The following is a 15355-nucleotide window of genomic DNA, read 5'->3' on the forward strand; positions in this document are numbered from 1 at the left end:
ATTCCGGATGTTTCTCTGTTATATTTATTTTACCATGTTAAGGCTGTTAGGCCCTTTAGGATGGGAAAAATGTGTGATCTTATAAAGGATCCTGTTAAAGCCGGAGCCGAGGTCATTGCCCTTTCTCCACTGTTGCATATAAATAAAACCGGTAAGACCACCACCCAATAATGCAGGCAGGTAAGTCATATCATGTTGTGTAACCACGTGTGTGCCTACATTTATAATAATAAACAGGATGGTAATTATCCACAGGGGAATACCACCGGATAACAGTGGATAGATGCGGTAATTTGGAGCGATGGTAGTAGCTCCTATCGCCAGTGCCATGATGCTGGCAGAAGCCCCTGTCATAGCAGCATATGGTTGCAGGTCGCGGAAAGAAGGAATCAGCTGCATCCCTAAAAGGTAAAACACGATACCACAAAGGCCGCTGTAGATATAGAGGGGAAGAATGCGTCTGTGCCCGGCCAGACCTTGTAAGAAGGAGCCGAAAACCCATAGCCAGATCATATTGCTGAATATCATCCAGAAGCTGTTATGTGCAAAAAGAGACGTGATAATGCTCCACGGGCTATGTAATACCTGTTGGATACTTCCTGATAAAATTATCCTGCTCAGTACTTCTCTGTTAAATCTTTCTGTCGTATTGCCTTCAATGTTGTAAATGATCTGTGTAAAGAACAACAGCATGAACACGGTAATGTTTACCAGCAACAGCTGTGTAACCATGTTCCTCCGGTCTCCCAGTGATAGCTGTATTATTCCTCTGTTTTCCTCCTGATGCATGGCATAAAGTTGTGTGTTAATAAAAATGCTGTCGGTTCTTTCTGTTCCATGTCTTCAATAAGAGGTAGCTGAACAGTACTCCGCCAAGGTGGGCGAAGTGGGCTACGTTATCGCCTGCAGAGTTCTGGATACCGGATATCAGTTCAAGTACTATCAGGAAGCCAATGAAATACTTGGCTTTGACCGGAAACAGGAAGTAGAGATATAAAAGATTGTTCGGGAAGAGGTATCCAAAAGCAAAGAGGATCCCGAATACAGCGCCTGAAGCTCCGAGGGTAGCGGTATCGCGGTAGTCGCTTACATATTGCTGTAAGAATACTTTAGTAGCTTCCATCTGCTCAGGCGTGGTAGGATAACTGGTTAACTCATAACCGCGGAAGGTAAGGTCGTACTTGTTTTGCAGCATTACGAAGTTACTGGCGGAAGGAGCAGACAGGAAGGCCTGTATATCTTTACTGAGTGAGATGTTCTCGTACGTCAGCACTCCAAGGTGACAGAGGGCTGCACCCAGGCCGCAAACCATATAGAATATCAGGAAACGTTTGGGCCCCCAGATATTTTCCAGTGTAGCACCAAACATCCACAAGGTGAACATATTCATGAACAGGTGTTCAAGAGAGCCATGCATGAACAGGTGAGTGATCAGCTGATGCGGCTTAAAGAGGTCCGAACCCCAGTAATGCAGTGCAAAAAGGTCTTCAATTTTATGGTCCAGACTTGCACCCAGCGTGTATTGTGCAAGGAATACCAAACCGTTGATGATCAGAAGGTTTTTGATCACGGTGGGAAGAATTTCAAATCTGCTGGGCCTGAACTCACTCATTTATTAACTGATTCTATTAATGATTAATCCTTTTTTCCAGTAACACCACATTTTCTATATGGTGGGTGTGTGGGAACATATCCACTGGTTGTATCTTTTTTACAACATATAACTGGTCCAGTAAAGCCAGATCTCTTGCCTGTGTTGCCGGGTTACAGCTTACATATACAATACGGGGGGCTGCAATTTCCAGTAATTTGTTTACCAGCTTTTCATGCATACCCGCCCTTGGAGGGTCTGTTATCACTACATCCGGTTGCCCATGTTGAGCAAAGAAAGCATCGTTGCAAATATCTACCACATCGCCTGCAAAAAAGGTAGCGTTCTTCACGTTATTCATTTCTGCATTTTCAACTGCATCATCTATCGCCTCTTTTATCAGTTCTATCCCTATTACCTTGCCTGCCTGTGGAGATACAAAAATACCAATACTGCCTGTTCCGCAATACAGGTCATAAACAATTTCTGTTCCTGTTAAGCCTGCAAATTCCCTGGTTACCTGGTATAATGCTTCTCCCTGGTAGGTATTAGTCTGGAAAAACGACTTGGGGCCTATCTTAAATACAAAATCTTCCAGTTTTTCTTCCACATATCCTTTTCCGTAATATACTTTAGGATCCAGGTCGAAAATAGTATCGTTCCCTTTGGGGTTGATGGTATACAGTATGGTAGTGATACCGGGTACTGTTGCCAGCAGGTGGTCCAGCAGGGCTTCCCTGTCTTTTTTGTTCTCGTGGTGGATCACCAGGTTTACCATCACCTCCCCGGTGGTGCAGATCCTGACGATCAGGTTGCGCAGCCACCCTTCCTGGGCACGGATATCGTAAAAAGAGAGGTCGTTTGCCAGTGCATATGCCTTAATGGTATTGCGGATGGCATTTACCGGCTCTGCCTGCAGGTAACAGGTATTTATATCCAATACTTTATCGAATAACTTGGGTACATGGAATCCCAGGGCATTACGCCGGGGGATTACCCCATCTTCTCCGATCTCATCTGCCAGCAGATAGGCTTTGTTACTGAAGGTAAACTCCAGTTTATTGCGGTAATGAGTAGAAAAACGGGAACCCATGATAGGTTGCATGGGGGGCAATTCCAGTTTCCCGATACGCTGAAGGTTATCTGCCACCTGCTGCTGTTTGTATTCCAGCTGCTGGGCATAGGGTAACATCTGCCATTTACAGCCGCCACAGTTTCCAAAATGTTCGCAAAAGGGCTTTACGCGGTTTTCCGCGTAGCTATGAATGTGTATGGCTTTCCCCTCTGCCCAGTCCTTTTTGTTTTTACCGAGCCTTACATCCACTACATCTCCGGGAACCACGCCCCCTTCTATAAATATCACCTTTCCGTCAATACGGGCCAGTGCTTTCCCTTCTGCGGCATAAGCGCTAACCGGTACTTTTTCCAGAATAACATTTTTTTTCCTCACGGGTGCAAAGGTAGGATTTTAGCTACAAGCAACAAGCTGTAAGCCATATGTAAACCACAGTTTTCCGGGGTATTGTTTCCCCCTGAGATTTTAAATTTTCCCTTTTCCTTGCTACATTTACACTAACCGATGTCCTATGCAAAGACTAATTATCATTTTAGCCTGCCTTTTATCCCAGTTTCAGTTACAGGCACAGGGGTACCAGATTACCATCCAGTTAAAGCAGTATAAAGGTGGACAGGTTTACCTGGCCCATTATATGGGGAATAATAAATACATGTCGGATTCTGCTTTACTGAATGAGCAGGGTATTGGCGTAATAAAGGGGACCCAGGCATTACCTGGTGGTATCTACATGATCCTCCTCCCTGGTAAACAGCGTTATTTTGAGTTATTACTGGATAATAAACAACAGCAATTCAGTATTATCGCTGATTCCTCAGACCTTATCACAAAAACAGTCTTTAAGAACTCTCCAGAAAATGAGCTTTTCCTGGGATATAATAAGTTCCTGACGAATGAGATAGGCCCTATCAATACTCAGTTACAGGCAAAACTGGCTACAGCTCATACAACGGCAGACAGTGCTGCTGCGAGATCCCTGGAAACAACTTTGCGCAAGAAGCTACAGGATTACCGCAATGATGTGATTGCCAAACATCCACAGAGCCTGCTCAGTAGCATGTTTAAAGCATTAAAGGAACCAGAGATCCCAACTAATCCTTCTCCTGAAGATTCTACTTTCGCTTATCGTTATTATAAAGCACATTACTGGGAGAATGTAGATCTGGGTGATGACAGACTGGTATATACTCCTATACTTGAAAATAAACTGCACAAATATTTTACACAACTTGTACCGCCTCATCCCGATTCTGTGAATATAGAGTGTGACCAGCTGATAGCACAAACACGTAAAAACAAAGAGGTGTTTAAGTATGTGGTGTGGTGGCTTACCTACAACTATGAAACATCGCAGTACATGGGAATGGATGCTGTGTTTGTACACCTTGTAGAAAAGTATTACGTAGCAGGAGATGCATTCTGGCTGAATGATGAACAACTGAATAAAGTTATCTCGCGTGCATATTCTATAGCACCTAATCTGATAGGACAACAGGCGCCACCACTGGAAGTAAAAGACTCTGCATTAAAACCGGTATCACTCTATACTACCAAAGCAAAATATACTGTTCTTGTTTTCTGGGACCCCACTTGTGGACATTGTAAAATAGAAGTTCCCCGTTTGGATTCTGCATATAAAGCCAGTTGGAAAAGTAAAGGAGTAGCGATGGTTGGCTTTAAAACAGAAGGTACTAAAGAAGAGTGGCAGAACTTTATTAAACAGTATAAACTCAACGGTTGGATTCACGCCTGGGACCCCGATGCACAAAGTAACTTCCGCAGATTATATGATGTGTACAGCACTCCCGTAGTATATCTGTTAGATGAAAAAAAGAAGATCGTGGCTAAACGACTTGGGGTAGAACAACTCAATGAATTCATCGATAAAATGGAAGCACGTGGAGGAACCGCACACAAGTAAAGCGTGTGTAGCCTACATTAAAGTATGTTATAACTCATTTATTACCAAAGAGATATAATTGCAGTACTAGCCTTTGGCATAGTCTTTGGAAAGTTGATGTCGTAATCAAAAATTGTAGGTTATGACTAAGAAGAAGATTATCCTTTCGTTTGCTGCCCTTGCGATATCATTTGGTGCAATGTCTCAGGCTCGTGTAGGTGTTAAAGGTGGATGGAACCTTTCATCAATTTCAGTTAATAGTGATGGCTCCGTTGACAAGGACAAATCATTATCAGGGTTTAACATCGGCGTAATAGCTGATTTCCCTTTAGTACCCAGTATCCTGTCATTCCAGCCCGGAGTATTTTATACTACTAAAGGTTCAAAGCTGACATCAGGTGATCCAAACAATTCCGCTTCTGTGTATAGAAAGTACACAACCAGTCCTTCATACATAGAGATTCCTTTAAACTTCGTTGGTAAAATTCCTATTGGAGAAGATACAAGGTTATTTGCTGGTATCGGCCCCTACTTTGCGTTTGGTGTAGCCGGTAAGAATAAAGTGATCTCTTCATTAGGCGGTGTAACAACCACTACTGAAACCAATATTAAATGGGATGATGATACCCCGTTTAATTCCGGTGATGCTAACCAGGGTTATGACAAGTACAAAAGATTTGACTATGGTGGTAACCTGATGGCGGGTGTTGAAACCCACGGTTTAATCCTTTCTGCCCAGTACGGACTTGGCCTTGCTAAGATCAACTCTGGTTCGGACAATGGTAGTAATGACAAAAACAAAAACCGCACATTCAGTCTTTCTGCAGGTTTTCTGTTTTAGCAGAGACTCATCCATTTTGTATATAGACACAGGAAAAGCGTAAACAGGCAACGCCAAATATTTAACAGTATAGCATCCCAACGCCTGTAGGATGCTATACTATTTTATAAAAAAACTGATATGAAAAAGATATTATTATTTTCCGCGGCTCTTTTAACAGCTGGTATTACATTCGCACAAACTAAAGTGGGTATTATTGCAGGCCCTAACTTTTCCAGCATTACTTCAAAAAATACTATTGCAGGCAGTGGCAAAGAAACCAGTGACATCCTTGTAGGACTAAGAGCTGGTGTTACGGCAGATCTGCAACTGGCTGATGAATTCTACATTGGTACCGGATTATTATATGCAGGTAAAGGAGGAAAGAATAAAGATAACAGCGATGTTAAAACAACATTATCTTATCTCCAGATACCTATCAATTTCCTGTTTAAACCGGAAGTAGGTTCAGGTAAACTTAATCTTGGCGCAGGTCCTTATGTTGCGTATGGTATTGGTGGTAAGAACAAAGCAACTGTTGGTAATGTTTCTGCCGAATACAAAGCATTTGATGATGAATCAGGTGATCTGAAACTGAAACGTTTTGATGCAGGTGTGGGTGTTGTTGCCGGTTATGAATTCAATGCAGGTTTATACCTTGGACTAAATGCTGACCTGGGTCTGGTGAATGCTTACGAAAAAACTGATGGCAACAGAAGCTTCAAGAACACTTCATTTGGTGTTTCTGTAGGATATAAGTTCTAAATAGTAACATAATCTTATTATAAAAGGGTGGATGACAATGGTTGTCCATCCTTTTTTTATTATAGGTATCTTCTCCTATTTTTCCCCAGAAAATAATTAATAAAACCATTTGTTGTTTTTGTACGTTAATTTGGTGCAGAGTCTGTCGTAGCTTGAGTTATGTTCGTATTCTAAAAATCGAAATTTCGGGACATTTTACTGTTATCTAACCACTAATGCATGAAAAAAATTCTATTCCTATTCTTATGTACGGTCTTTCTATCTCCCCAAATCTATGCACAGGTTAGTATAGGTGTACGTGGGGGCTTTAATTTATCTGCCATGAAGTTTGAAACTGCCTCCGGACAAAAAAGTGGAGGAATAGGGAGTGGCAATCAACTAAAAAATTTACAGGCAGACCTTTTGCTGAACATTCCTCTGCAGGGTGGTTTATACCTGCAGCCTGCATTCCGGTATATTACGAAAGGCACTTTCTTTGAACCGGGGACATCCCATTCGGATGGGGAAGCCGGGAATAGGATCAAAGTGCGGTATATAGAGATGCCGGTAAATCTGGTGTACAAATTCCCCTTTCCGGGATTTAAGCTGTGTGTAGGTGCGGGTCCTTATGTAGCTTATGGATTGGACGGAACTTATCGTACAGATCTGATATCTAACGGAAAAGTGGTAAGCCATAGCAGTCGTTCCCTGGCATTCGGGGAAGAAGATAATGTGGTGTCTCCAGGTATGTACCTGAACCGTTGGGATGCCGGGTTAAATACAATGTTGGGTGTGGAACTTAACAGTATGGTGATGATTGGGGCAAATTACAGTTATGGGATGGTAGACCTGGACAATTCTGCTGCTTACAAGGTAAAGAACAGTTCTTTGGGGATAAGCATCGGCATATTGCTGAACAGGGAAGATTATTAGGTTAAAGCAAATATAAAAAAGAGGCCATCTTACCCGGGATGGTCTCTTTTTATGTCTTATAGGGGTAAGAATAGCTGTTGCCGTCTTATAGATACATAGGACAAAAAACAAAAAGTGTGACAGTTATTCGGACATGCCACTGCGTTTCCACGTGATGGCATTATTATAAAGAAAAGGGATCATAGCAACGCCATGACCCCTTTTCTTTATAATATACTTTTGCTTTATGATATTGCCTGTATGGCTTTCAGTATTACGTTTGGTTTACCTAAAGTATAATAGTGCAGTACGGGAACACCAAAGGCTTTCAGTTCTTTTGACTGCTGGATCAGCCATTGAGCACCCAATTCTTCTACGTCTTTATCTGTTTTACACTTTAAAATCTCGTTAGAGAAATCAGCAGGAATATCTACATGGAAGGTCCTTGGCAGAATATTCAACTGTTTGCGGGAGGTGATGGGTTTTAATCCCGGAATGATAGGAACAGTAATACCTGCTTCCCGGCATTTGGCCACAAAGTCGAAGAACTTCTGATTATCGAAGAACATCTGTGTAACGATGTAGTCTGCACCATTTTCCACTTTACGTTTCAGATAGTTCATATCTGTCTGCATATTGGGGGCTTCGAAATGCTTTTCGGGATAACCGGCAACACCGATACAGAATTTGGTTTTAACACCACCCTGCAGGTCTTCTTCCAGGTAAATACCATTATTCATATGCACCACCTGCTGCAGCAGTTCATCTGCGTAGCGGTGTCCATGAGGTTCTGGTTCAAAGGAGGCTTCATTTTTTGGAGCATCGCCACGTAATACCAGTACATTATCTACACCAAGGAAGTTGAGGTCGATGAGTGCATTTTCTGTTTCTTCCCGGCTAAAACCGCCGCAGATAAGGTGAGGAACAGCATCTACATTGTAGTGGTTCATAACTGCCGCGCAGATAGCGACTGTACCCGGGCGTTTACGGATCTCTACTTTATCAAAGGAACCGTCGCTTTTTTTCTTGAACATATGCTCACTTCTGTGGTATGTTACATTAATAAAAGCCGGTTTAAACTCCATTAAAGGGTCCAGATGTTCATATATAGATTCAATACTCTTTCCTTTTAATGGAGGAAGGATTTCAAAAGATATAAGTGTATCTTTTGCCTGTGCAATATGTTCTGTGACTTTCATAGTAAAATAAAAGTGAGCTTAAGTTTGTGCGGAGCAAAAATAGTATATCTCTTAGTATTATCATCTATTTATTAGTTAATAGTCCGTATAATTGTATCCCACATCGCTCTTTTGCAGAAAAAAACGATAGCTGGGTGGTTGAAACCAGCAGTTATGGACACTTATCTGTTGAAAGCTAAATGAATTGTTTATTTTTGCTAAGTTTAGACATATGGCATTAAAAATACATACAGAAGAGCTGGTTAAACGTTACGGTAGCAGAACCGTAGTGAACCACGTATCTGTAGAAGTTACTCAGGGAGAGATTGTAGGGTTGCTTGGACCTAATGGAGCAGGAAAGACAACTACCTTTTATATGGTGGTGGGGTTAATTAAGCCGGATGAGGGACAGGTGTTCCTCAATGAGGTGAATATTACCAAGCTGCCAATGTACAAGAGAGCCAAGATGGGCATCGGTTATTTACCACAGGAAGCATCGGTATTCCGTAAGCTGAGTGTGGAGGATAATATTTCTGCGGTGCTTGAAATGACAGACCTTAAAAAGGCAGAGCAGAAGGAAAAGCTGGAAAGCCTGCTGGAAGAGTTCCATCTGACTCATGTGCGTAAAAGTCCGGGAGATGTACTGAGCGGGGGAGAACGCCGCCGTACGGAAATAGCCCGTGCCCTTGCCGTAGACCCAAAATTTATCCTGTTGGACGAGCCTTTTGCAGGTATTGACCCAATTGCGGTAGAGGATATACAGTCAATCGTTGCGCGACTTAAATATAAGAACATTGGTATCCTGATTACGGACCACAACGTACAGGAGACATTATCCATCACGGACAGAGCATACCTGCTTTTTGAGGGTAAAATCCTTAAGGCCGGAACCGCAGAAGAGTTAGCCGAGGATGAACAGGTAAGAAAAGTGTATCTTGGCCAGAATTTCATTTTACGCCGTAAAAATTACCTGGACGAAGCAGCAAAGCAACTATAAACTAACTACTACGTTCCTAATCCTATTATGAGAATATTAAGTCCTGCAATATCACAACTGGCGCGTTTGCGCATGGGACGCATAGAGTATTTTATGCAGTATCCCCTGCAGGTGCAGCAGCAGGTATTCCAAAACCTTATCAGCGCAGCTCAGTATACCGAGTTTGGTAAGCAGTATAACTTTTCACAGATCTATAAGATAGAGGAGTTCAAGCAGCGGGTACCGATACATAATTATGATACACTTAAGCCTTACATCCAGCGTTCGATGGAAGGGCAGCAGAATATTTTGTGGAATACGCCCATCAAATGGTTTGCAAAATCAAGCGGTACTACTGCTGATAAGAGCAAATTCATCCCGGTATCTGTAGAGAGCCTGGATGATTGTCATTACCGTTCTGGTCGTGATGTACTTTCCCTGTATTATAATAACTTCCCTGAATCCCGGTTACTGACCGGAAAGTCGTTGGTAATAGGTGGCAGCCATCAGGTAAATAAACTGGCACCGGAAAGTGATTCCTACTTTGGAGATCTTAGTGCCGTGATGTTACAGAACATGCCTTTTTATGGTAACATGATACGTACGCCTGATCTTTCTATCGCCCTTATGGACGAATGGGAAGAGAAGATCGAACGTATGGCGAATGCCGTAATACATGAGAATGTAACTTCTATTGCCGGTGTGCCTACCTGGACGCTGGTATTGATCAAACGTATCTTCGAAATTACCGGAAAGGACAATCTTGCTGATGTATGGCCTAACCTGGAACTATACATGCATGGTGGTGTGAGCTTCACGCCTTACCGCGAAAGATTTAAGCAATTGATCGACAAGCCGGACATGTTCTACCAGGAAACCTATAACGCTTCTGAAGGCTTCTTTGCTGCTCAGGATGTAATAGGAGAAGAAGGATTATTGTTATTCCTGAATCATGGCATTTTCTACGAGTTTATGCCGATGGAAGAATATGGTAAAGAGAATCCGCAGACATTGCAACTGCAGGATGTGGAGATGGGCAAGAACTATGCACTTATCATTAGTACTAATGGTGGATTGTGGCGTTATCTGGTAGGTGATACCATACAGTTTGTATCACTGGCGCCTTACCGTGTAAGAGTGAGTGGACGGACCAAATCGTTTATCAATGCTTTCGGCGAAGAGCTGATCGTGGAGAATTCTGATATGGCGATTGCAAAAGCATGTGAGCAGACAGGTGCTGTGGTAAATGATTACACAGCTGCTCCGATTTATTTCAGTGAGGATAAATGTGGTGGACATGAGTGGTTACTGGACTTTGATGTGATGCCGGACAATGTGGAACATTTTATCGATGTGCTGGACAGTACACTTAAATCTATCAACTCCGACTACGAAGCCAAACGTTATAAGGATATGGCGCTGCGTCGTCCTCTTATACATGTATTGCCTAAAGGAACTTTTACAGAATGGTTAAAAAGTAAAGGCAAACTGGGAGGACAACATAAAGTTCCCCGTTTGAATAACGAAAGGCAGTATGTAGAGGATATTCTGAAATTTGCCGGTATTACCGGTGTAAACTGATTTGCAAACAAACAACTATCACGCTTATATGAAATTACTGGAGAACAAAGTAGCTATTGTAACAGGGGCCAGCCGGGGTATAGGTGAAGCTATTGCAGAGAAATTTGCAGAACATGGCGCACATGTAGTGTTTACCTATCTCAGTTCAGATGAAAAAGCCAAAGCGCTGGAGCAGAAGCTGCAGGCTAAAGGAGTAAAGGCAAAAGCAGTTAAATCCAATGCCGGGATTTATGCGGATTGTGAAGCGTTAGTGAATGATGTGGTAAAGGAATTTGGTGCGGTTGATATCTGTGTAAACAATGCAGGGATCTCTAAAGATAATCTGCTGTTGCGTATGAGCGAAGAGCAATGGGATGACGTGATGGACATCAATCTGAAGAGCGTATTTAATATGACCAAACATGTTATACGTCCTATGATGAAGGCAAAGAGTGGTGCTATCATTAACATGAGTTCAATTATAGGTATCACCGGTAATGCAGGACAAAGCAGTTATGCTGCTTCTAAAGCAGGTATTATCGGATTTACCAAGTCTATAGCGAAAGAATTGGGTAGCCGTAATATCCGTTGTAATGCGGTGGCACCTGGTTTCGTAGAAACTGATATGACGAGTTACCTGAAAGATGGTGAAGGTGCAAAAGCTTATATAGAGAAGATTCCTTTGGGTCGTTTTGGTACTGCTGAGGATATCGCAAATGTATGTCTGTTCCTGGCATCTAACATGGGCAGTTATTTAACTGGTCAGGTGATCAGTGCCTGTGGCGGATTGAATATCTAATCTAAGAATTTTGTATAAAAAGGAAAGAGGGTGTATCACTTTTGATACACCCTCTTTCCTTTTTATACATCTGATAGTTTAGTATCGTTTACCAGGTATTGCTACACGAAACATTTCCATGCATTTTCTATCCTGTAAGGTTACAAATACGGTTTTACCGTCTTTGCCGCCAAAAGTTAAGTTGCTGCATTGTTTACCTGTAAGAGGAATTTCCCTGATCTCTTTACCGGTAGGGGAGAGGACAACGATGGTGCCTTTACCCCAACGGGCTACATACAGGTTACCTGCTTTGTCACATTTCATCCCATCAAATCCAAAATCAGGATATTCTGCAAAGAGTTTTTTGTTGCTGATGTTACCGGCTTTATCAACGTCATACTTCCAGATTTTACGCTGGATGCTTTCATTTACGTAGAAGGTCTTTTCATCCGGACTGAGTTCTATCCCATTGGTAGTACCCATGTTGCCTTCAAGCAGAACCATCTTACCTCCTTTATCAATACGCCATAACTGTCCGGCGTTGTTTTTCCAGTCAGGATCGGAAGCATATACCTGATCACGGCTGTTTACACAGAGATCATTAGGCTGGTGAAATTTATCTGAATGTACGTATACACTTACCTTTTTAGTCTTGGGGTTTACTTCAAGGACGTTGTGCCCTTTAAAGTCGGGGAGATACATGTTCCCTTTGCTGTTGAATTGGATGCTGTTGCCTATGCTGCTGTCCGGAAGGCTAACGAAGATTTCCCCACTGCCATCTTTGAGGCTGATTTTTCCTATGGTACCATCCCGCTGGAAGTTCACCACATAAAGGTTGCCTGCTTTGTCGAAGTTGGGACCTTCGATATTCACTGAAAACATTTTCTCTTTGGTAAGGTCCTGTGTTTTGTACAGTTCCAAAGTCTTTACCTGTGCCATAGCTGTGTAGCCTGCGGTTACAGCCAGTAATAAACAGATATGTTGTTTCATGATAAAAATATTGACGTTGAGCTATCAAGTTAAGAAAAGATATGGGGAATCTGTATTTTCGCCCCGCCATGATACATGTTTCTGAATTTAAAGATCTTGAGTTACTATCTATACATAAGGTAGGTAACCCTTCGCAGGAAGAAGCCCTGATATGCTCGCAGGCTCCGCTTGAAATGCAGGATGAAACGATCAGTCAGTTGCTTTTAACTTATTTCATACAGCCGTTCACCAACAGCGCCGAGTATTTCCGTTTTTTCCATGAGGCTGATTTACAATTAAATGAAATATTTCAGTATTGCCGTCGTATATTTGAGAATCGGGACAATTTTCATGAGCAATCAGTCAATATAGCGAAACATCTCTATAAGCATTCCACTCATCCGAAGATAAAAGGGGGCGAACTATACATAGCGTACTTCAGTAAATGTCAGGTAGACGGAGAAGACGTTGAAGCATTAGGGATCTTTAAATCAGAGACCCGGGACACATACCTGAAAGTATTCCTAGCCAATGAAAGCTACCAGGTAAATTATGATGATGGGATCAATATAAACAAGCTGGATAAGGGTTGTCTGGTATATAATATTGAAGAAGAAAATGGGTACAAAGTCAGTGTCATAGACAGCATCAGCAAGCAAAATGAGGCGGTATACTGGAAAGATTCTTTTCTGCAGATTCAACGCAGGGATGACAGTTATCATCAGACGGAGCTTGCGGTGAATATGTGCAAGCAGTTTATACACGATAAATTGCCCAGTGAATATGAAATCAGCAGAGTAGACCAGGTGGATCTGCTCAACAAATCAGCCGCGTATTTTAAGGAGAAGGAGCAGTTTCAGCTGGATGATTTTGCACAGGAAGTATTAGGGAATCCGGAAGCGATTGCATCGTTTAAGGAGTACCGGGACCACTTCCAGCATGAGTCTCAGCAGCAGATCCCAGACGAGTTTGATATTTCCTCACCGGCGGTGAAGAAGCAGCAAAAAGTTTTCAAGAGTGTACTGAAGTTAGACAGGAACTTCCATGTCTATATCCATGGCGACAGAGAGATGATAGAGCGGGGATTTGATGAAGCTACCAACATGTCTTACTACAAGCTACTATTCGAGAACGAAACGTAATCGATTAATTTTTTTTTCATAAGCAAAAACCAATTGTTAAACAAAGGCTGTTCTTTAGGACGGCCTTTTCTGTTTTTGGTAGCCAGTGAGTCCTTTTTATAGGCTTTAAATAAAAGAGGCCGTCCTGATCGGACGGCCTCTTTGTATGAATGAGATGTACTATTGTTGTTTTTGCCTTGGTTTAGGCGGGCGGTTATTTCCTCCTGGTCCCTGTGGCCTTGGGCCTTTCGGGTTGTTAGGATTGTTACCCTGTCCTTGTTGTCCCTGACCTTGTGGTGGTCTTGGGTTTGGATTGTTCCGTTGTTCCTGCTTAGGCTTCTGTGGTTGTTGCTGCCTTTGTTGTTGTTGTGGCGGGCGGGCGTCTGGCCTGCCTTCAGCTTTTTTACCAGGTTGCTGCGGCTGTTGCTGCTGCGGTTGATCCTGAGACTTTTGTTTGTGCTTTTGTTTTTCCTTGTCCTTATGCTTGCGTTTCTGAGAGGTTTTTTCCAGAGAGCGAAGGCTGATCTGTCCAACCACATCGGCAAAGCCAAGGTCAGTTTCTTTTGGTTTACCGGCAACAACTTCTACCGGTTTCAGGTCTTCGGGTTTAATACCCTGCCTGTTCAGCTGACGTATTTCCTTTACACGGGTAATAGTAAGCGGGTATTGCTTGTTACTGTCTCCGTAGGAATACCACATCAGGTTTTTAAAGATGTCTCTCTTCTGGAGGGAAGCAACACCATTGGTAGTTTCAATGTTGTCTGCATCTTCCGGGAATTCTTTCAGCGCATCCAGGTAAGTATCCAGTTCATAGTTCAGACAGCATTTAAGACGTCCGCACTGGCCGGAAAGTTTGGCCTGGTTGATGGAAAGATTCTGGTAACGTGCAGCAGTAGTATTTACGCTTTTGAAGTCTGTTAACCAGGTAGAACAACAAAGTTCTCTGCCACAGCTTCCGATACCACCTACTTTACCGGCTTCCTGGCGGGCACCTATCTGGCGCATCTCCACCTTTACTCTGAATTCGCCGGCGTATAATTTAATCAGTTCGCGGAAATCCACCCTGTCATCAGCGGTGTAGAAGAAAGTAGCTTTACGTCCGTCTGCCTGAATCTCCACTTCTGCAAGTTTCATTTCAAGACCGATACTACGGGCCATTGCTCTGGCTTTGATGAGGGCTTCTTTTTCGCGGGCTTTATTATCGCCCATGCGGCTAAGGTCTTCATTCGTAGATCGACGCAGCACTTTTTTCACCTCAGGGGTATCTTCTATGCGACGTTTCTTCATCTGTAGTTTTACCAGTTCTCCGGTGAGGGTCACCTGGCCAACATCAAAACCGCTAACTCCTTCTACTGTGACCATTTCTCCTTTATCGAGAAACTGTTTGGTGACATTGCGGAAAAAATCTTTGCGGCTACCGTTGTTAAAACTTACTTCAATAATATCAAATGGTGCTAAGCTGTCACTTAAGGGAATATTGGCCAACCAGTCAAATACATTAAGCCTATTGCAGCCTCCAGTACTGCAACCTCCATTGCTTTTGCATCCTGACGGCTTCCCCTCTGCACCTGTACCACATCCGGCACAAGCCATATTAATTAGTTTAAAGTATTAAATGAATATGCTTCCGGTATCTGTCCCGGGCGGCTTTAAAGTACGTCTTTCCCTTTGTAATACAAAAAGTACGTAAGTGACAAAGATAGCGGAAATTGTGCTAAAGTGCGGTGTTGC

14 protein-coding genes are annotated in these 15355 nt (G+C 42.7%); 8 read left to right on the forward strand and 6 right to left on the reverse strand.

What is annotated here, in order from left to right; genetic code table 11:
- Positions 1-24: 24 nt before the first annotated feature.
- From BMW86_RS11060 to rlmD, 3 genes are read right to left on the reverse strand one after another with little or no spacing between them, the layout of a single operon-like run.
- A complete protein-coding gene (locus tag BMW86_RS11060; RefSeq protein ID WP_089781779.1) occupies positions 25-789 on the reverse strand; it encodes a rhomboid family intramembrane serine protease in 765 nt (254 codons plus the stop codon).
- A gap of 16 nt (positions 790-805) precedes the next feature.
- Positions 806-1570 carry a rhomboid family intramembrane serine protease gene (locus BMW86_RS11065; protein WP_177189224.1) on the reverse strand — a complete coding sequence of 255 codons (765 nt, stop codon included), beginning with the start codon at positions 1568-1570 and terminating at the stop codon, positions 806-808.
- Positions 1571-1628: 58 nt separating this feature from the next.
- Entirely contained in the window at positions 1629-3041 is a 1413-nt protein-coding gene (gene rlmD / locus BMW86_RS11070) for a 23S rRNA (uracil(1939)-C(5))-methyltransferase RlmD (RefSeq protein WP_089781783.1), read from the reverse strand.
- Positions 3042-3177: 136 nt separating this feature from the next.
- On the opposite strand from rlmD, the gene BMW86_RS11075 reads away from it, so the two are divergent.
- The 4 genes from BMW86_RS11075 to BMW86_RS11090 all read left to right on the forward strand — a co-directional run bounded on the left by BMW86_RS11075 (position 3178) and on the right by BMW86_RS11090 (position 7063).
- On the forward strand, positions 3178-4587 hold the full coding sequence (locus BMW86_RS11075; protein WP_089781785.1) for a TlpA family protein disulfide reductase: 1410 nt from the start codon (positions 3178-3180) through the stop codon (positions 4585-4587).
- 121 nt (positions 4588-4708) lie between these two features.
- On the forward strand, positions 4709-5407 hold the full coding sequence (locus BMW86_RS11080; protein ID WP_089781787.1) for a porin family protein: 699 nt from the start codon (positions 4709-4711) through the stop codon (positions 5405-5407).
- Between the two features lie 120 nt (positions 5408-5527).
- Positions 5528-6151, forward strand: a complete 624-nt coding sequence (locus BMW86_RS11085; RefSeq protein ID WP_089781789.1) for a porin family protein — start codon at positions 5528-5530, stop codon at positions 6149-6151.
- A 219-nt stretch (positions 6152-6370) separates the two neighbouring features.
- A complete protein-coding gene (locus tag BMW86_RS11090) occupies positions 6371-7063 on the forward strand; it encodes a porin family protein (protein ID WP_089781791.1) in 693 nt (230 codons plus the stop codon).
- A 224-nt stretch (positions 7064-7287) separates the two neighbouring features.
- Here BMW86_RS11090 and metF read toward each other — a convergent pair whose 3' ends face one another.
- Positions 7288-8241 carry a methylenetetrahydrofolate reductase [NAD(P)H] gene (gene metF / locus BMW86_RS11095; RefSeq protein ID WP_089781793.1) on the reverse strand — a complete coding sequence of 318 codons (954 nt, stop codon included), beginning with the start codon at positions 8239-8241 and terminating at the stop codon, positions 7288-7290.
- A 211-nt stretch (positions 8242-8452) separates the two neighbouring features.
- On the opposite strand from metF, the gene lptB reads away from it, so the two are divergent.
- From lptB to fabG, 3 genes are read left to right on the forward strand one after another with little or no spacing between them, the layout of a single operon-like run.
- On the forward strand, positions 8453-9217 hold the full coding sequence (lptB, locus tag BMW86_RS11100) for an LPS export ABC transporter ATP-binding protein (RefSeq protein ID WP_089781795.1): 765 nt from the start codon (positions 8453-8455) through the stop codon (positions 9215-9217).
- Positions 9218-9244: 27 nt separating this feature from the next.
- Positions 9245-10777 (forward strand): GH3 auxin-responsive promoter family protein, encoded by a 1533-nt coding sequence (locus tag BMW86_RS11105; protein ID WP_089781797.1) that lies wholly within the window; start codon positions 9245-9247, stop codon positions 10775-10777.
- Between the two features lie 28 nt (positions 10778-10805).
- A complete protein-coding gene (fabG, locus tag BMW86_RS11110) occupies positions 10806-11555 on the forward strand; it encodes a 3-oxoacyl-[acyl-carrier-protein] reductase (RefSeq protein WP_089781799.1) in 750 nt (249 codons plus the stop codon).
- Between the two features lie 78 nt (positions 11556-11633).
- Here the strand turns inward: fabG and BMW86_RS11115 are convergent, their stop codons facing one another.
- Positions 11634-12524 (reverse strand): SMP-30/gluconolactonase/LRE family protein, encoded by an 891-nt coding sequence (locus BMW86_RS11115; RefSeq protein WP_089781801.1) that lies wholly within the window; start codon positions 12522-12524, stop codon positions 11634-11636.
- Positions 12525-12592: 68 nt separating this feature from the next.
- Between BMW86_RS11115 and BMW86_RS11120 the strand changes: the two genes are divergently transcribed.
- Positions 12593-13645, forward strand: coding sequence for a nucleoid-associated protein (locus BMW86_RS11120; protein WP_089783642.1), 1053 nt, complete (start codon positions 12593-12595; stop codon positions 13643-13645).
- Positions 13646-13804: 159 nt separating this feature from the next.
- On the opposite strand, the gene BMW86_RS11125 is transcribed toward BMW86_RS11120, so the two are convergent.
- On the reverse strand, positions 13805-15217 hold the full coding sequence (locus BMW86_RS11125) for a PSP1 domain-containing protein (RefSeq protein ID WP_089781803.1): 1413 nt from the start codon (positions 15215-15217) through the stop codon (positions 13805-13807).
- Positions 15218-15355 lie beyond the last annotated feature (138 nt).

The sequence above is a fragment of the Chitinophaga sp. YR573 genome, assembly GCF_900110995.1.
Lineage (GTDB): Bacteria > Bacteroidota > Bacteroidia > Chitinophagales > Chitinophagaceae > Chitinophaga.